The organism is Hyphomicrobium album (assembly GCF_009708035.1).
In the GTDB taxonomy this organism is placed as follows: Bacteria; Pseudomonadota; Alphaproteobacteria; order Rhizobiales; family Hyphomicrobiaceae; genus Hyphomicrobium_A; species Hyphomicrobium_A album.
In genome coordinates this window covers 2,046,856-2,062,941 of the sequence record NZ_WMBQ01000001.1, presented here as the reverse complement: position 1 = coordinate 2,062,941, position 16,086 = coordinate 2,046,856, and the positions used below count along the sequence as shown (strand labels likewise).

General features: G+C 65.6%; 16 protein-coding genes and 1 pseudogene. 15 read left to right on the top strand and 2 right to left on the bottom strand.

All coding sequences use genetic code 11. From position 1 onward, the window contains the following. Positions 1–5: 5 nt before the first annotated feature. Both GIW81_RS09820 and GIW81_RS09815 read right to left on the bottom strand, forming a co-directional pair. Positions 6–1,094 (bottom strand): OmpA family protein, encoded by a 1,089-nt coding sequence (locus GIW81_RS09820; protein ID WP_154739023.1) that lies wholly within the window; start codon positions 1,092–1,094, stop codon positions 6–8. A 112-nt stretch (positions 1,095–1,206) separates the two neighbouring features. Continuing rightward, entirely contained in the window at positions 1,207–1,914 is a 708-nt protein-coding gene (locus GIW81_RS09815; protein ID WP_324614957.1) for a rhomboid family intramembrane serine protease, read from the bottom strand. 95 nt (positions 1,915–2,009) lie between these two features. Here GIW81_RS09815 and murJ point away from each other — a divergent pair, with 95 nt between their 5' ends. The 15 genes and pseudogenes from murJ to GIW81_RS09740 all read left to right on the top strand — a co-directional run bounded on the left by murJ (position 2,010) and on the right by GIW81_RS09740 (position 16,018). After that, positions 2,010–3,608, top strand: a complete 1,599-nt coding sequence (gene murJ / locus GIW81_RS09810; RefSeq protein ID WP_154739022.1) for a murein biosynthesis integral membrane protein MurJ — start codon at positions 2,010–2,012, stop codon at positions 3,606–3,608. A gap of 199 nt (positions 3,609–3,807) precedes the next feature. Next, positions 3,808–4,866 (top strand): tryptophan--tRNA ligase, encoded by a 1,059-nt coding sequence (gene trpS / locus GIW81_RS09805; RefSeq protein ID WP_154739021.1) that lies wholly within the window; start codon positions 3,808–3,810, stop codon positions 4,864–4,866. A 46-nt stretch (positions 4,867–4,912) separates the two neighbouring features. Continuing rightward, positions 4,913–5,419: a universal stress protein gene (locus GIW81_RS09800; protein ID WP_195930496.1), complete on the top strand. Its 507-nt coding sequence runs from the start codon at positions 4,913–4,915 to the stop codon at positions 5,417–5,419. A 111-nt stretch (positions 5,420–5,530) separates the two neighbouring features. Then, positions 5,531–6,082, top strand: a complete 552-nt coding sequence (locus GIW81_RS09795) for a NifU family protein (protein WP_154739624.1) — start codon at positions 5,531–5,533, stop codon at positions 6,080–6,082. Positions 6,083–6,167: 85 nt separating this feature from the next. Beyond that, positions 6,168–6,754 (top strand): annotated as a pseudogene (locus GIW81_RS09790) (malonic semialdehyde reductase). 61 nt (positions 6,755–6,815) lie between these two features. Next, entirely contained in the window at positions 6,816–7,508 is a 693-nt protein-coding gene (gene tsaB, locus GIW81_RS09785; RefSeq protein WP_154739019.1) for a tRNA (adenosine(37)-N6)-threonylcarbamoyltransferase complex dimerization subunit type 1 TsaB, read from the top strand. Positions 7,509–7,511: 3 nt separating this feature from the next. Next, on the top strand, positions 7,512–7,997 hold the full coding sequence (gene rimI / locus GIW81_RS09780) for a ribosomal protein S18-alanine N-acetyltransferase (protein ID WP_154739018.1): 486 nt from the start codon (positions 7,512–7,514) through the stop codon (positions 7,995–7,997). 99 nt (positions 7,998–8,096) lie between these two features. After that, positions 8,097–8,540: a Fur family transcriptional regulator gene (locus GIW81_RS09775; protein WP_154739017.1), complete on the top strand. Its 444-nt coding sequence runs from the start codon at positions 8,097–8,099 to the stop codon at positions 8,538–8,540. Positions 8,541–8,560: 20 nt separating this feature from the next. Continuing rightward, on the top strand, positions 8,561–9,445 hold the full coding sequence (locus GIW81_RS09770; protein WP_154739016.1) for a lysophospholipid acyltransferase family protein: 885 nt from the start codon (positions 8,561–8,563) through the stop codon (positions 9,443–9,445). 80 nt (positions 9,446–9,525) lie between these two features. Then, positions 9,526–10,941: a tRNA (N6-isopentenyl adenosine(37)-C2)-methylthiotransferase MiaB gene (gene miaB / locus GIW81_RS09765; protein ID WP_154739015.1), complete on the top strand. Its 1,416-nt coding sequence runs from the start codon at positions 9,526–9,528 to the stop codon at positions 10,939–10,941. Positions 10,942–11,055: 114 nt separating this feature from the next. Further along, positions 11,056–12,051 carry a PhoH family protein gene (locus GIW81_RS09760; RefSeq protein WP_154739014.1) on the top strand — a complete coding sequence of 332 codons (996 nt, stop codon included), beginning with the start codon at positions 11,056–11,058 and terminating at the stop codon, positions 12,049–12,051. A 10-nt stretch (positions 12,052–12,061) separates the two neighbouring features. Continuing rightward, positions 12,062–12,631, top strand: a complete 570-nt coding sequence (ybeY, locus tag GIW81_RS09755; RefSeq protein WP_154739013.1) for an rRNA maturation RNase YbeY — start codon at positions 12,062–12,064, stop codon at positions 12,629–12,631. Between the two features lie 25 nt (positions 12,632–12,656). Next, positions 12,657–13,727, top strand: coding sequence for a hemolysin family protein (locus GIW81_RS09750; protein ID WP_154739012.1), 1,071 nt, complete (start codon positions 12,657–12,659; stop codon positions 13,725–13,727). Further along, complete coding sequence (gene lnt, locus GIW81_RS09745; protein WP_324614956.1) at positions 13,724–15,415, top strand: apolipoprotein N-acyltransferase; 1,692 nt, start codon at positions 13,724–13,726, stop codon at positions 15,413–15,415. The genes GIW81_RS09750 and lnt overlap by 4 nt, the downstream gene beginning before the upstream one ends. 144 nt (positions 15,416–15,559) lie before the next feature. Next, entirely contained in the window at positions 15,560–16,018 is a 459-nt protein-coding gene (locus tag GIW81_RS09740; protein WP_154739622.1) for a helix-turn-helix domain-containing protein, read from the top strand. Positions 16,019–16,086: the final 68 nt, after the last annotated feature.

Sequence of the window (16,086 nt, the reverse complement as noted above, 5' to 3'; positions counted from 1 at the left end):
CCCTCCTAGCGCGAGACCATGAGCTCGACGCGCCGGTCGAGCTGCCAAAGGTCTTCCTGGCTGAAGTCGGCCCGCACGACGCCTAAATACGGTTCGGCTTTGCCCTTCGGTACTAGGTCGAGCTGTCCCTTGAAGCCGCCGTCGCGCAGGAAGCGGGCGACCGTCTGCAGCCGCTGCGCCGACAGGGCGAGGTTCAGGGCGTCCGTGCCGCGCTCGTCGGCATGGCCGGTGAGCTTCACCTTGGGGAAGCGCTTCAGCTGGAGATACTCGAGCAGGAGGCGTGCTGCCCGTTCGCCGTCGCCGGTGAGCGTCGCCTCATTGAAGACGAATGTCACCGGGACCGGGACGGTCACGGTCTCGACGCGGGGCGGCAGCGACGTCGGTACGTCGCCGCGTGCTGCCGGTGCAGCGGGGTTTGCAGGCGTGGCAGGCGCCGTCGCCGGGGCGGCCGAAGGCAGCGCCGGCTCCGGCACGGGTGCCCCCGACGCCGCCGGGGGAGGCGTCGCTGTCGCCACCTGCTTGCCGTCCTCTTTGCGCGCATCGGCGACCATGCCCTCGAGGTTCTGGATCAATTTCGAGGTAACGGTTCCGGCCGACTGGGGCTTCCCTGGAGTGCCCGGTGCCGCGGATTCGGTGCGTGCAGCAGGCGGCGCCACCTCCGCTACCCTGGCGCCGTGGGGCGCCTTGAAGAGCGCGAGCTTCGCGTCCGGATTGGGAATCTTCGCTTCGGTGGTGAACGTCCATTCGCCGTTCTCGTCCGCCTCCGCCGTGCCGATCTCCTTGCCGTCGGCGGTGATGGTGACGAAGGACTTGGGTTCGGCGCGTCCCGCGAACACCGACGTGCCGTTGGGATCGATGCGGGCGATGTCGAATGCCGGCGCTTGGCCATCGCCGGGCTTGGCCGGAGCGAGGGCATCCTGCATGGCCTCGATCTCGCCCTTCGGCGACTCGCCAGGCGCCTTTGCATCCTCTTGCTTGGTGGTCCCCGCCGGCTTTGATGGCTGGAGGTTCCGGGGATCGATGTCCAACAGATAGACGGTCGCGCTGAACAGCATCAGCAGGAGAAGGATCAGGGTTCCGGCAAGGCGCAGCATAGCAATTCGTCCCGAGCTCTAGGCCCCCCGGCCGTGGCAGGTAGGGCATTCTCGGGCAACTCAGCGCGCCGTTCAAGGCGATCGCATGGCCGCCTATAGACGTGGTTTCCGGCTAAGCGGAAATGCGAGGATTAGTGCCGCCGCCGCTGCGGAACAGGAAGGCCATAAGGAACCCGGCTACGAAGCCGCCGACGTGCGCCATGAACGCGACGCCGCCGCCCTCCGTGCCGCTCGTGTCGGCTATCGAGCCGACGCTCGAGAACAACTGCAGGGCAAACCAGAGGCCGAGGACGATGATTGCCGGGACCGCGACCACCCCGCCCCGCATCAGCACGTTCACGCGTCCCTGCGGGAACATCAGCAGGTAGGCGCCAAGTACACCCGCAATCGCGCCCGATGCGCCGAGGTTCGGAATGTTGGCATCCGGCATGATCAGATACTGCGCGAAAGTCGCGGCGATGCCGGCGAGCAGGTAGAAGAACAGATACTTGGCGTGTCCGAAGTTGTCCTCGACGTTGTCGCCGAAGATCCACAGATAGAGCATGTTGCCGCCGAGGTGCATCCAACTGCCGTGCATGAACATGGCAGTAAAAATGGTCACTAGGTTGCCAGCGGGATCGGCCGCGAAGCGTGCCGGCACAAACGACCATTGCCGGATGAATTCATCACCGTTCTGCAGCTCGAGGAGGAAGACGACGACGTTGATGGCGATGAGCGCGTAGGTGACGAACGGCGTTGAGCGCCGCGTGGAATCGTCATCGCCGAGCGGGAACATGGGCTGGTCCTCCACCTGTCCTTTGAAAAACTTGTCGGCGCTCACCTTGCCGATGTCAACGACGCCCTATGCGGCGACAAGGGGCGTGCTGCATCTGGCCGCTTGCTCTCCGGCCAAGGCTCCGCTACCGCTCAGCGCCCATGAAGCTCTACCGCTCATTCGCGACCGTCGGCGGCCTCACCTTGCTGAGCCGCGTGTTCGGATTCTTGCGCGATATTCTCATCGCGGCCATCCTCGGTTCCGGCGCGGTGGCGGATGCGTTTTTCGTCGCGTTTCGATTTCCCAATCTGTTCAGGCGCTTGTTCGGGGAAGGCGCATTCAATGCGGCGTTTGTGCCGCTGTTTGCCAAGCGCCTAGAGGGCGAAGGGCGCGAGGTTGCCCGTCAGTTCGCCGAGGAGGCGATGGCGGGTCTCGTCTTTATCCTCCTCATCCTCACCATCATCGCCGAAATCACCATGCCGTTCCTCATGTACGGCCTGGCTCCGGGCTTCAGCGCGAACCCGGAGAAGTTCGATCTCGCCGTGCTCCTGACGCGCATCACCATGCCGTACCTGCTGTGCATGTCGCTGGTGGCACTGATGTCGGGCGTGCTGAACTCGTTCGGCAAGTTCGTCGAGAGCTCGTCCGTCTCCATCGTGCTCAACGGCGTGATGATGATCGCCACGCTCATCGGCATGGCGCTCGGCTACCAGAACGAGCCGATGGCCGGCGTCATCCAGGCGTGGGGCGTATTCGTCGCCGGCATCCTGCAGCTCGCGCTGCTGATGGACGGCCTGCGCCGCAACAACATCTGGCTGAAGCTGCGGTGGCCGCGGATGTCCGAAGGCATGCGCCGGCTGATCCGCCTCGGCATCCCCGGCGTGATCGCCGGCGGCGTGACACAGATCAACATCGTCATCGGCACCGTCATCGCCTCGATGCAGAATGGCGCCGTCTCCTATCTCTACTATGCGGACCGGCTGTACGAGCTGCCGCTCGCCATTGTCGGCATCGCCATCGGCGTCGTGTTGCTCCCCGATGTAGCCCGCCACCTGCGCGCGGAGAACCACGAAGCGGTGATGGACAGCCAGAACCGCTCGCTCGAGTTCGCCGCCCTGTTGACGCTGCCGGCCGCCGTGGCGCTCGCCGTGGTGCCGACGCCGATCGTCGCCGCCCTGTTCGAGCGCGGCGCCTTCACGGCGACCGACACGCCGGCCACCGCCTGGGCGCTCGGCATCTTCGCCATCGGCTTGCCGAGCTTCGTGCTCATCAAAGTGTTCTCGCCGGCGTACTTCGCGCGCGAGGACACCCGCACGCCGATGGTCTACGCCACCATCAGCCTGACGGCGAACACGATCGGCTCGATCGCGCTCTTCTTCCTGTTCCGGTCCTATGGGTGGATGCCGCATCTCGGCATCGCCGTGGCGACCACGCTCGGCGGCTACCTCAACGCCGGCCTGCTCTATGCAACGCTGGCCAAGAATGGCCACTTCGTCGCCGACACCCGCCTGAAGCGGAACTTGCCGCGCATCCTTTTGGCGAGTGCCATCATGGGCGCCGTCCTGTGGCTCATCGCGGACTTTCTCGGCTCGAAGTTCGAGCCGCCGACACCGGAGCTGGAGCGCGCGCTCGCGCTGACGGTTCTCGTGGGCGCCGGCTTCCTCGCCTACGCGGTCGCCGTATTCGCCACCGGGGCGCTCGATGGGAAGCAGCTCAAGCGCTTCCTGACCCGCCGCACTCCGCCGCCCGGCCCCACCTGAGCACTCTGACTGGTGACACGAGGAGAGAGAAGCTTTCAGTGCGGCCACCGTTGATCGAGCTGATGGCCGCGCCTAAGCCGCTAAGCCCCTTGGGCCCCCGCCGCTTCGCGGCCGAGGAATACTCCCAGCCATTCGGTCCGCCTTGCGCGTCCGACAAGGGCGCGCCATAAACCCGCGCCTATCGAAGCAAGGGTCCACCATGGCATTCAAAGAGCGCGTGTTCTCCGGCATGCAGCCGACCGGCAGCCTGCACCTCGGCAATTACCTCGGCGCCATGGTCAACTGGATCGAGATGCAGAAGACGCACGAGTGCATCTATTGCGTCGTCGACCTGCACGCGATCACCGTTTGGCAGGACCCCAAGGAGCTCAAGAACGCGATCCGGCAGGTCACGGCCGCCTACATCGCGTCCGGCCTCGACCCCAAGAAGAGCATCCTCTTCAACCAGAGCCAGGTGCCCGAGCACGCCGAGCTCGCCTGGGTGTTCAACTGCGTCGCCCGCCTCGGCTGGCTCAACCGCATGACGCAGTTCAAGGAGAAGGCCGGCAAGGATCGCGAGAACGCGTCCGTCGGTCTCTATGCCTATCCGAACCTGATGGCCGCCGACATTCTCGCCTACCGCGCCACGCACGTGCCGGTCGGCGAAGACCAGAAGCAGCACCTCGAGCTGGCCCGCGACATCGCCCAGAAGTTCAACAACGACTTCCGCGACGGCATCGTCGAGAAGGGCTACGCGGACGGCATCTTCTTCCCGCCGCCCGATCCGGTGATCACCGGTCCGGCGACGCGCGTCATGAGCCTGCGCGACGGCACCAAGAAGATGTCGAAGTCGGAGCCTTCCGACATGTCGCGCATCAACCTGATGGACGACGCCGACGCCATCGCCGACAAGATCAAGCGCGCCAAGACCGACATGGAGCCTGCGCCGCCGAGCGGCCTCGAGGAGCTGGGGGCACGCCCGGAAATCGACAACCTCGTCGGTATTTACGCGGCGCTGGCCGGTATCTCCAAGCAGGCGGCTTTGGACCTGCTGATCTCGACCGCCACGGAGGGACCGAGCATCTACACGGGTCTGAAGCGCGCGCTGACCGAGGTCGCAGTTGCGCGGCTCGGGCCGATCCGCGCCGAAATCATTCGCCTCATGAACGACCCGGCCGAGATCGATCGCATTCTCGCCGACGGCTCCAAGCGCGCCAGGGCGATTGCCGGGCCGATCTATGCCGAGGTGAAGGACGTCGTCGGTTTCGTGCGCTCCTGATGCTGGCGGAGTTGTTAGCGCCCGGGTGGCGTGGCAGCATATGCTCATGACGACGAAGAAGCGCCGATCCTTCGAGGCCGACCATTTCCGCAAGTTCCTCATCGTCATCGATGAGAGCCCGGAAATGGAAAGTGCGCTCTACTACGCCGCGAGCCGCATGCAGCGCTCGGCGGGCACGCTCGTCATGCTCTACGTCATCGTCCCGCAGGAGTTTCAGCACTGGATTAACGTGCGCCAGCAGCAGATCGAGGAGGAGACGGCCAAGGCGAAAGCGCTGTTCCGCCTCATGCGCCGCAAGCTGAACGTGGCCGGCTACGAGAACGTCGCCTGCGAGGAGATCGTCCGCGAGGGCGCCAAGGGCGAGGAAATCCGCAAGTTGATCGACGAGGACGAGGACATTGCCGTCCTCGTGCTGGGCGCCTCGGCGGACGCGGCGGGTCCTGGGCCGCTCGTATCGACCCTGGCTACCGGGGCCTCGATGGGCAGCTTCCCGATCCCCATAACCATTGTGCCCGGGACACTGGGTCTGGAGGACGTCCGCACCATGGCGTAAAAGGCTGCCAAGGCACTCGAAATCCCAGCCCCTATCGCCTATCTTAGAGTGGTTCTAAAGTAGAGATCACTCCGCCGGCCCCCCGGCGACGAAATGCTGAAAGGCCAGCCGATGTTCATCCAGACCGAAGCGACCCCCAATCCGGCGACGCTGAAGTTCATTCCCGGCAAGTCGGTCTTGTCCGAGGGCACCGCCGACTTCACCGACAAGAGCGACGCGCTGGCCTCCCCGCTCGCCTCGCGCCTATTCGACATCAAGGGTGTGCGCGGCGTCTTCCTCGGCTCCGACTTCATCTCGGTGACCAAGGGCGAAGAGGAATGGCAGCACCTGAAGCCGATGATCCTCGGCGCGATCATGGAACATTTCATGTCGGGCTCGCCGGTCGTCGCCGAGACTGCCAACGACGACGAGACGGGCTCCTTCGATCCCAAGGACGAGGCCGTCGTGGCGACGATCAAAGAACTGCTGGAGACACGCGTGCGTCCGGCGGTGGCGCAGGACGGCGGCGACATCACCTTCTCGGGCTTCCGCGACGGTGTCGTCTATTTGCGCATGCGCGGCGCCTGCTCGGGCTGCCCCAGCTCGACCGCCACGCTTCGCCACGGCATCGAGAACCTGCTACGGCATTTCTGCCCCGAGGTTCAGCAGGTCCAGGCCGTTTGACGCCGGCTGAAGCCCAGATCAAAGGAAACCCCGCCGACTCGGTGGGGTTTTTCATTTTCGACGTATCGATAGCGATGAGGGCGACATGCAGCTAGCCAACGATGAAGCGCTTCGCCGCGCCTTTCTCGACGCGCGCACCCAGAATGCGTGGCTTCCCGGCGATGTCCCGACGACGTGCTGCAGAGGCTCATCGACATCGTGAAGATGGGACCGACGAGCGCCAATTGCCTGCCTGCCCGGTTTGTCTTCGTGAAGTCGAAGGAGGCGAAAGAGAAACTCGCGCCGCTGCTGAGCGACGGCAATCGTGCCAAGACGATGCAGGCGCCGGTCTGCGCCATCATCGGCTACGACCTGGAGTTCTACGAGCACCTGCCGCGGCTCTTTCCGCACAAGGACATGAAAAGCTCCTACGCCCGCAAGCCGGAGAAGATCCACGAGACCGCGTTTCGCAACGGCACCCTGCAGGGCGCCTACCTCATTGTCGCTGCGCGGCTTCTCGGGCTGGACTGCGGCCCGATGTCGGGCTTCGACAATGCCGGAGTGGACAAGTCCTTCTTCGCCGGCACGAGCATCAGATCGAATTTCCTCTGCAACCTCGGCTACGGCGACCCATCGGCCGTCAAGCAGCGGCTGCCGCGTTTCGACTTCGCGGAAATCGCCGAGATCATCTGAGCGCTCCCGCGCTTCATTTTCGTATGGTGAAAGTGCCGGGCCCTGCGTATAGGGTTCGGCCATGAAGATCCTGGCCTTCGATACGTGTTTTGACGGCTGCTCGGTTTGCGTTGCCGAACTGCGCGACAATTCAGTTGTCGCGCTGAGCAGCCGCATGGAGCGCTTCGAGACCGGTCACGCCGAGCGTCTCATTCCCATGATCGGCGAAACGATGGAGGAGGCGCGCGTCGCCTTCGGTGACCTCGACCGCATCGCGGTGACGGTCGGACCTGGCACTTTCACCGGCACGCGCATCGGCATCGCCGCCGCGCGCAGCCTGGCACTGGCGACAAGCGCGCCGACCGTGGGTGTGTCCAGCCTCGCCGTGATGGCCGAAGTCGCGGGCCGAACAATCGATGCCGAGATGCTGGCAGTCGTGACGGATGCGCGCCGTGGCGAGGTCTATGCACAGCTGTTCAGTGGGCGCGGCGGCCGAAACGCCTACTCCGAGCCGCTGCTCCTGCCGATCGATGACGCGGCGCGGCTCGGCGGTCGCGGAGCGATCGTGTTTGTCGGGTCAGGTGCGGCCGCGGTGGCGGAAGCCGCCGTGCGCCACGGCCGCGCCGCGCGCGCGGCGCTTCCCGATCTGCTGCCGGATGCGGTAGCACTGGCCAGCATTGCCGCGGGACTCGAAGCGTCGGACGCGCCCCTAGCCCCCTTCTATCTGCGGCCTCCGGATGCCAAGCCGCAGGACAAGGCGATCGCGAGAGTTTGAGCCATGTGCCCGGCCGATACCCCGCTCAATCCGAAGAATCTGAGCCTGCTGTGGGCGAGCCCTGATCGCGCCGAGGAGATCGCTGCCCTGCACGCTCAGTTGTTCGATCCGGCGTGGGATGCCTCTAGCATCACGGAGTCGATCGAGCATCCCGCATCCGCGTCATTCATCGCGCAGGTGCGTGACCCCCGCTCGCTCGCCGGCTTCATCATCGGCCGCATTGCCGCCGACGAGGCGGAGATCCTCTCCATCGGCGTCGCGCCGGAATGGCAGCGCCGCGGCGTCGGCCGGCAGATGGTCGAGGGTCTCGTGCGCGCCGCCCGCCGCGCCGAAGTGAAGCGTCTGTTCCTCGAGGTCGCCACCGACAATACGGCGGCGGTCGCCCTTTATAAGAGCCTCGGGTTCAAGAAGGCCGGGACGCGCAACGGGTACTACCAGCGCGCCGGCAGTGAAAAGGCCGATGCCGTCATTCTGGCGCTCGGCCTCTAGCTGCCGCCTGCGTGTCGAGGCCGATGCCAGCGGTGGACGGGCCGCGACCGCTTTCCTATAAAGCCAAGCACCGAGCGAGAGCGGAGCGACAGCCGCCGCATGGCAGAATCTGCAAGTTCCAACCAGAGCCGTATCGAGCTCCTGTGCGCCGAGCAGGGGCTGCGCATGACCGGACAGCGCCGTGTCATCGCCCGCGTTCTGTCGAGCGCCAAGGACCACCCCGACGTCGAGGAGGTCTACCAGCGCGCTAACGAGATCGATCGCGGCATCTCACTCTCCACCGTCTACCGCACGCTGAAGCTGTTCGCCGAGAAGGGCATCCTCGAGCGGCACGACTTCGGCCACAAGCGCGGCCGCTACGAGGACGCCGCGCGCGGACATCACGACCACCTGATCGATGTCGAGACCGGCCGCGTCATCGAGTTCCGCAACGAGGCCATAGAGGCACTTCAGGACAGGATCGCGCGCGAGCTGGGCTTCAAGCTCGTCGGCCACCGGCTCGAGCTCTACGGCCTGCGCGTTAAGCCGGTGAAAAAGGCGTGAGCGGCGCGCGGCAATCGAGAATGGGTGCGATTCGCGGCGGCGCGGTCCTCGCCGGCTTTTTCGCCCTGACCGTGCCGTTGATGCCGGTGCAGGCGCTGCTGGTGCGAACCAGCATCAAGGGCGCGCGCAACTTCCCGCATTGGTACCACCGCCAAGTGTGCCGGCTACTCGGCATCCGCCTGCACATCGAGGGCGCGGTTATGCGCGATCGCCCCGTGCTGCTCGTCGCCAATCACACGACGTGGCTCGACATCCCGGTGCTGTCGGCCGTCGCGCCGGTATCGTTCGTCGCCAAGAAGGAGGTTGGTTCCTGGCCGTTCGTCGCCTCGCTGGCACGGCTGCAGCGCACCGTTTTTGTCGACCGTAACCGGCGCACCGCCGTCGGGCAGACGACGGGCGAGATCGGCGAGCGTCTCGGGCAGGGCGACGCGATCGTCCTTTTCGCGGAAGGGACGTCGAGCGACGGCAACCGGGTGCTGCCGTTCATGACCTCGCTGTTCGCCGCCGCCAGGCCGGCGACGGGGGAGGCGAACGCGGCCCCCGACGCGGTGGTGCAGACACTGTCGGTCGTCTACACGCGCCTGCACGGTTTGCCGCTCGGACGATCGGGGCGCCCAGCGGTCGCGTGGTACGGCGACATGGAGATGCGCGGCCACGCCTGGGCGCTGCTCAAGTCTGGCCCCCTCGACGTGGTCATCAAGGTCGGCGATCCAGTGCCGCTGGCGAGCTTCGCCGACCGCAAGGCGCTGGCGCGGCATTCGGAAGCACAGGTGCGCGAGAACGTGGTGCGCATCCTGCGGGCGAGGCCGCCGGGTACGGCCATTGTCGTAACGGCGCCCGATCCCGTGCCGTCCCCCGTCCGCGTGCGCCCCCGGGCGGCGGAGCGGGGGCAGAAATGGACGTAACGGATAGGCCACTGTAGGGACTGGACAAGGCCGCAGCCCTCGGGCTGCTTAGCCGGATCAGGCAGCGGATGCACGAAGGCATGGACGATCGGCTGACGACGGACGCGACTTCTGACCAGGACGTGGCTGTTGCCGCGCACGCTGGCGCGGGCGCATCCAGGGCGCGCAAGGTCTACGTGCGTACATTCGGCTGCCAGATGAACGTTTATGATTCCGAGCGCATGACGGAAGCGCTGTCGGCCCAGGGCTACGCCGGCACGGATGCGCTGGAGGACGCCGACCTCGTCATTCTCAACACCTGCCACATCCGCGAGAAGGCGGCGGACAAGGTCTATTCGGATCTCGGCCGTATCCGCCAGGTGAAGGACGCGCGTGCCGAAGCCGGTAGCGACACCGTCGTCGCGGTCGTCGGCTGTGTCGCGCAAGCCGAGGGCAGCGAGATCTTGCGCCGCGCGCCGGCCGTCGATCTCGTGGTCGGGCCGCAGAGCTATCATCGCCTGCCGGAGCTGATCGCACGGACGCGGGCGGAGAACCGCCCGCTGGTCGAGACGGAGTTCTCCGAGGAGGAAAAGTTCGCGCAGCTTCCCGCCCGCGCACCGTCGCGCAGCGTGACCGCGTTCCTCACGGTGCAGGAAGGCTGCGACAAGTTCTGTACGTTTTGCGTCGTGCCGTACACGCGCGGCATGGAATATTCGCGCGCCGTCGCCGACGTCGAGCGCGAAGCGCGCTCTCTGGTGGCGAGCGGCGTGCGCGAGCTGACACTGCTTGGGCAGAACGTCAACGGCTATCACGGCGTTGGGCCGGACGGGCGCACCTATTCGCTCGCCGACCTCATCCGCCATCTCGCGCAGATCGATGGCCTGGAACGCCTGCGCTACACGACCAGCCATCCCCGCGACATGAGCGACGACCTGATCGCCGCGCACGCCGGCGAGAAGAAGCTGATGCCGTACCTGCATCTGCCGTTCCAGTCGGGCGCCGATCGCATCCTCGCCGCCATGAACCGCAAGCACACGGCGCGCGAGTACGTCGACCTTGTCAGCCGCATTCGCGCCGCGCAGCCCGACTTGACGCTGTCGACCGACATCATCGTCGGCTTCCCGGGCGAGACTGACGAAGAGTTCGAAGAGACGCTCGCCGTGTTCGCCGAGGTCGGCTTCGCCGCCGCCTACTCATTCAAATACAGCCCGCGTCCGGGAACGCCGGCCGAAAAGCTCGGCGACCAGATAGCGGAGGACGTGAAGTCGGAACGGCTCGCGCGCCTGCAACGCCAGATCGAGCGCCAGCAGAAGGAATTCGCGGCGCGCTGCGTCGGGCGCACGCTGCCCGTACTGTTCGAAAAGCAGGGCCGCCGCCCCGGGCAGCTCATCGGACGCTCACCTTATCTGCAGTCCGTGCATGCCGAAGCGCCCGCAAATATGCTCGGCCGGCTCGTGCCGGTTGAAATTTCTTCGTTTGGGCCCAATAGTCTGGCCGGTGTCATACGGCCGGAGTGAACATCCGGTAACCCCTAGCCTGAGTTATCCCGCCCCGGTGTGCAGCCGCGGCGAATGCATGTGCTAAGTTGATCGTCGGAAGTGACGATTCGAAGCCAACGTCTGGAGCGCCGATTGGCAGCATTTCGCGGGAATCCGGTCGCAGGACCGGGGCGATCGCCCAAGTCGCAGGTCGCAAACAAGCGCCTCGTAGTGCCCTTCGAGGACAACCGTCATCTCACCCGTCTCCTCGGGGAATACGACGCCAACCTGGCCCTCATCGAGGATCGCCTCGGCATCGAGGCTCATGCCCACGGCAATGTCGTCACGCTGACCGGGCCGGAGGGGGCGACCGACATCGCCCGCTCCGTGCTGGAGCAGCTCTATAAGCGGGCATCCGCCGGCGAGCCGATTGGCGCCGGCGATTTCGACGGGCTCATCCGCCACGCACGCGAGGCGTCCGTTCCCGGGGACGGTCAGGCGCAAGTCGCGACCCGCCGCCGCGTGGTCAAGGCGCGCACGCCAATGCAGAGCGCCTACATTCGCGCGCTGGAAAAATCCGATCTGGTGTTCGGCGTCGGCCCTGCCGGCACCGGCAAGACCTACATCGCCGTCGCCTATGCCGCGCATTGTCTGGAACGTGGCATGGTCGAGCGCATCATTCTTTCGCGCCCGGCCGTCGAAGCCGGCGAGCGGTTGGGTTTCCTTCCCGGCGACATGCGCGAGAAAGTCGACCCGTACCTTCGTCCTCTCTACGACGCCCTCTACGACGTCCTGCCGCCCGAGAAGGTCGAGCGTGACCTCGAGACCGGCGTCATCGAGATCGCGCCGCTCGCCTTCATGCGCGGGCGCACGCTGGCCAACGCCTGCGTCATTCTCGACGAGGCGCAGAACACCACCAGCATGCAGATGAAGATGTTCCTCACCCGTCTGGGCGAGGGCTCGAAGATGGTGGTCACGGGCGATCCGAGCCAGATCGATTTGCCGAATGGCATGAAGTCCGGTCTCGAGGAGGCGATTTCGTTGCTCAACGGCGTTAATGGTATCGAGGCGATCCGGTTTACGGGCTCCGACGTGGTCCGCCGCGACCTCGTCGCGCGCATCGTTGAAGCTTACGACCGGCAGAAGTAAGCTTCCTGCCATGTCCCCCGTCGCTCCAGTAACGAACGCGCCGCCTGCCAATGGCACGGATGACGCGCAAGCCGACGCCGATCCTCCGATAAGTCTCGACATCGATGTCGTGCACGAGGACGGCGACTGGGCTGCGGTCGCCGGCGCCGATGCGCTCGTGCGCGAGGCTGCCGCGGCGCTGGCGGCCGAGCTTGCGCCGATCGAGGGCGAGGTCTGCGTCGCGCTGTCGAGTGACGCGCAGGTGGCAGAGCTTAACGGCAGCTACCGCGGCAAGCCCGCACCGACAAATGTCCTTTCGTTCCCCGCCGTGCCCATGCTGCCGGTCGACGGCGAGCCTAGGTTTTTAGGCGATATCGTGCTGGCGCTGGAAACGATGCGGCGCGAGGCCGCCGAGCTCAAGCTGCCGGTCGAGCATCACATGCAACATTTGGCCGTGCACGGAATTTTGCATTTGCTCGGCTACGACCATGAAACTGGCGAAGAGGCGCAGGTCATGGAAAGCCTGGAAATACGCATCCTCGCGCGCCTCGGCATCCCCGATCCGTATGCAGCGGCGGGCGAGCTAGTCGAGAATTCCTAGTCCCCCTAAACATCCAGCAAGAAATATGAGCAACGCACACGTACCCAAGGAACCGACCGAGACCAGCGCTCCCGCAGGCGGAGAGCCGCTCGCCACCGGGACGCAGAGCCTTCTCAATGCACTCCTGAGCCGCATTGGCCTGCGCTCACCGAGCTTGCGCGAAATGCTCGAGGCGGATCTGCGCGGCGAGGCAGAGGCGGAAGAGGCCGCATTCTCGACCGAAGAGCGAGAGATGCTGCGCCGGCTTCTGCGCTTCGGTGGACTGCGGGTCGACGACATCATGGTTCCGCGTGCCGACATCATCGCCCTGGAGGAGAGCGACACGCTCGGCGAGCTGCTGCGCACCTTCGGCGAAGCCGGCGTCTCGCGCATTCCGCTGTTCAGCGAAACCCTCGACGACCCGCGCGGTATGATCCACGTGAAGGATCTGTTCCGCTGGCTGACGCGCGAGGCCGGCGACGACACGGTCAACACACGCATCGCCGTTGCTCCGGGCGGCCCTGAGGATGGCGACATCGAGAGCAGCGGCAAGCCAGCGGCCCCGCTGCCTTCGCACCTCGAGTTTGGCCGCATCGATCTTTCCCGTCCGATCACCTCGGCGAAGATTCGCCGGCCCGTGCTCTACGTGCCACCCTCCATGCCGGTGACGAACCTCCTCATTCGCATGCAGACGACGCGCATCCACATGGCGCTGGTCGTCGACGAGTACGGCGGCACCGACGGCCTCGTCACCATCGAGGATCTCGTCGAGCAGATCGTCGGCGACATCGAGGACGAGCACGACGTGGCGGAGGCGGCTTACATCGTCACCGAGCCGAAAGTCGGTCTCGTCGCCTCGGCGCGCACGCCCATCAAGCAGCTCGAAGAGCATCTCGGCATCAAGCTGTTGAAGCCCGAAGAGGAAGAGGACATCGACACGCTCGGCGGATTGATGTTCTCGCTGTTGGGCCGCGTTCCGGTCCGCGGTGAGCTCGTGCGCCACCCGAGCGGTCTGGAGCTCGAGGTGCTCGATGCCGATGCGCGCCGTCTCAAGAAGGTGAAGATCCATCAGCCGCGCGCCCTGGAGCCGTCGGCCGCCGGCGCGAGCAAAGCGTGACGCTGGCTGCGGCATCCGCGGAGCGAGGGCGAACCGGTTCAGCCTTCGCGACGCGTTTCGCAGATGCAGTCGAACGCCTCTCCGTTACGATCACCCAGCTTCGCGGTTGGCGGCGCGCGGGCGTCGCCTTCCTGGCCGGCGGCGTGTCGGCCGCCGCGATGGCGCCGTTCTTCCTGTCGCCGGTATTGTTCGTCACGCTGCCCGTACTCGTCTGGCTGATAGATGGCGCGGCTGCCGCGGGTCCGTCGCGCCGCGGGCTCTTCCTGCGGGCCGCCAGTGCCGGGTGGTGGTTCGGCTTCGGCTATTTCCTGCTCGGTCTGTTCTGGATCGGCGAGGCCTTTCTCGTCGAAGCCGACAAGTTTGCCTGGCTGATGCCCTTCGCGGTCCTGCTGCTGCCGGCGGGGCTTGCCCTGTTCACGGCGCTTGCCGCCGGCGCCGCGCGGCTTGCGTGGGTACCGGGTATGGGGCGCGCGTTGGTGCTCGCCGTGACCCTCGGGATTGCCGAGTGGCTGCGCGGGCACGTGCTCACCGGCTTCCCTTGGAGCGTGCTCGGCTACGCCCTGACGTGGCCGCTGCCGCTGATGCAGTCCGCATCCGTGTTCGGCATCTACGGACTGACGTTGCTTTGCGTCGCCATCTTCGCCGGCCCGTTCGTCATCCTGGCCGATGTGGGCCAGGGCGCGCCTAGCAGGCGCGTTCTGCGCGCCGGTCTCCTCGCCGTCGTTCCGTTGGTCACCCTCTATACGCTCGGCACCTGGCGCCTGGCGGAGAACAACGCCCCGATGCTGGAAGGCGTGCGCGTGCGCATCGTCCAGGCGAGCGTGCCGCAGCGCGACAAGTGGCGTCCCGAGCTGCAGCGGCAGATCTTTGAGGACCAGCTCTCGCTGTCGCGCCGCGATCCCGCGGGCCGGGTCGATAATCTGGCCGGCGTCACCCATCTCATCTGGCCGGAAGCCGCCATGCCGTTCCTGCCGCTGGAGCAGCCCGAGGCGCTGGCGGCTATCGGCGAATTGCTACCCGACGGCACGCAGCTCCTGTCGGGTGCGCTGCGGTTGAAGCACAGGCCAGCACCCGAGCCGGACCTAGTTCGCGAGGGCTACAACAGCCTTATGGTCTTCGGCGACAAGGGCAACCTCGAGCAAATCTACGACAAGATCCATCTCGTCCCCTTCGGCGAGTATCTGCCGATGCAGGGCCTGCTCGAGAGTATTGGGCTGGAGCAGCTCACCCGCTGGCGCGGTGGGTTCTCGATCGGCGCCACGCCCCGGCCCTTGCTCAAGATCCCCGGACTACCCCCGGCGCTGGGGCTGATCTGCTACGAGGCGGTTTTCCCTGCCGCTATTGTCCAGGGCGGACAGCGTCCCGGGCTTCTGATCAATGTCACCAACGATGGCTGGTTCGGCGACACGACCGGACCCTGGCAGCATTTCCACCAAACTCGAGTTCGTGCCGTTGAAGAAGGACTTCCGATTATTCGGTCGGCAAATAACGGCGTTTCCGCAATTGTCGACGGCACTGGTCGAGTTGTCGCAATGCTCACACTTAACGCCCGCGGCAATCTGGACAGTGGAGTACCTTCGTCTATAGCGGCGCCCGTTTACGCTAAGCTGGGGGATTGTACTTTTGTAGGTCTACTCCTGATCTTCCTGGGTGTAGTGTTTATGCTCTACAACCGCCGGACCGATTAGAGACAATTTGGTTGTTGTTCTTGCCGAGGTCAGCCGTCATAAAGCAGCACTCTGAGGGTAGGGACCTCCAAGAACTCCGCGAGAGTGGGGGAAAAACCCGCAATCAAAACGTGCAAAATCAGCGGCGGGATTAAGGTAACAAGGATGTCGAGAGATCGCGGTCTGGAAGAGTCAGAGACCGAAGAGCGCAGCAGCAGCTCGCGCCGCGCAAACCCCGTCGATGTACACGTCGGCGCCCGTGTGCGGCTGCGCCGCATGCTGCTCGGTATGAGCCAAGAAAAACTGGGTGAGCATCTCGGCCTCACCTTCCAGCAGATCCAGAAGTACGAGAAAGGCATCAACAGAATCGGCGCCAGCCGCCTGTTTGACCTTTCGCAGGTCCTCGGCGTGCCGGTGCAGTTCTTCTACGAGGAGCTGGCGGTCGCGGGCACCGCGGCGGGCGGCTTCGCCGAGCGTCCGGCCGAGAGCTACGCGGTCGAGTTCCTCGGCAGCCGCGAAGGCCTGGAGCTCAACAAGGCATTCGCCCGCATCACCGATCCGCGGGTACGGCGCTCGATCGTCGATCTCGTGCGTGCTTTTGCTGGCGATACGGTTACCGAATAGGGCTGCGTTGGCCGGCGATCCCAGCGTGCCAACGCGCCGCAGCAGCCGGTGAACCCCCGTTGTCCGCT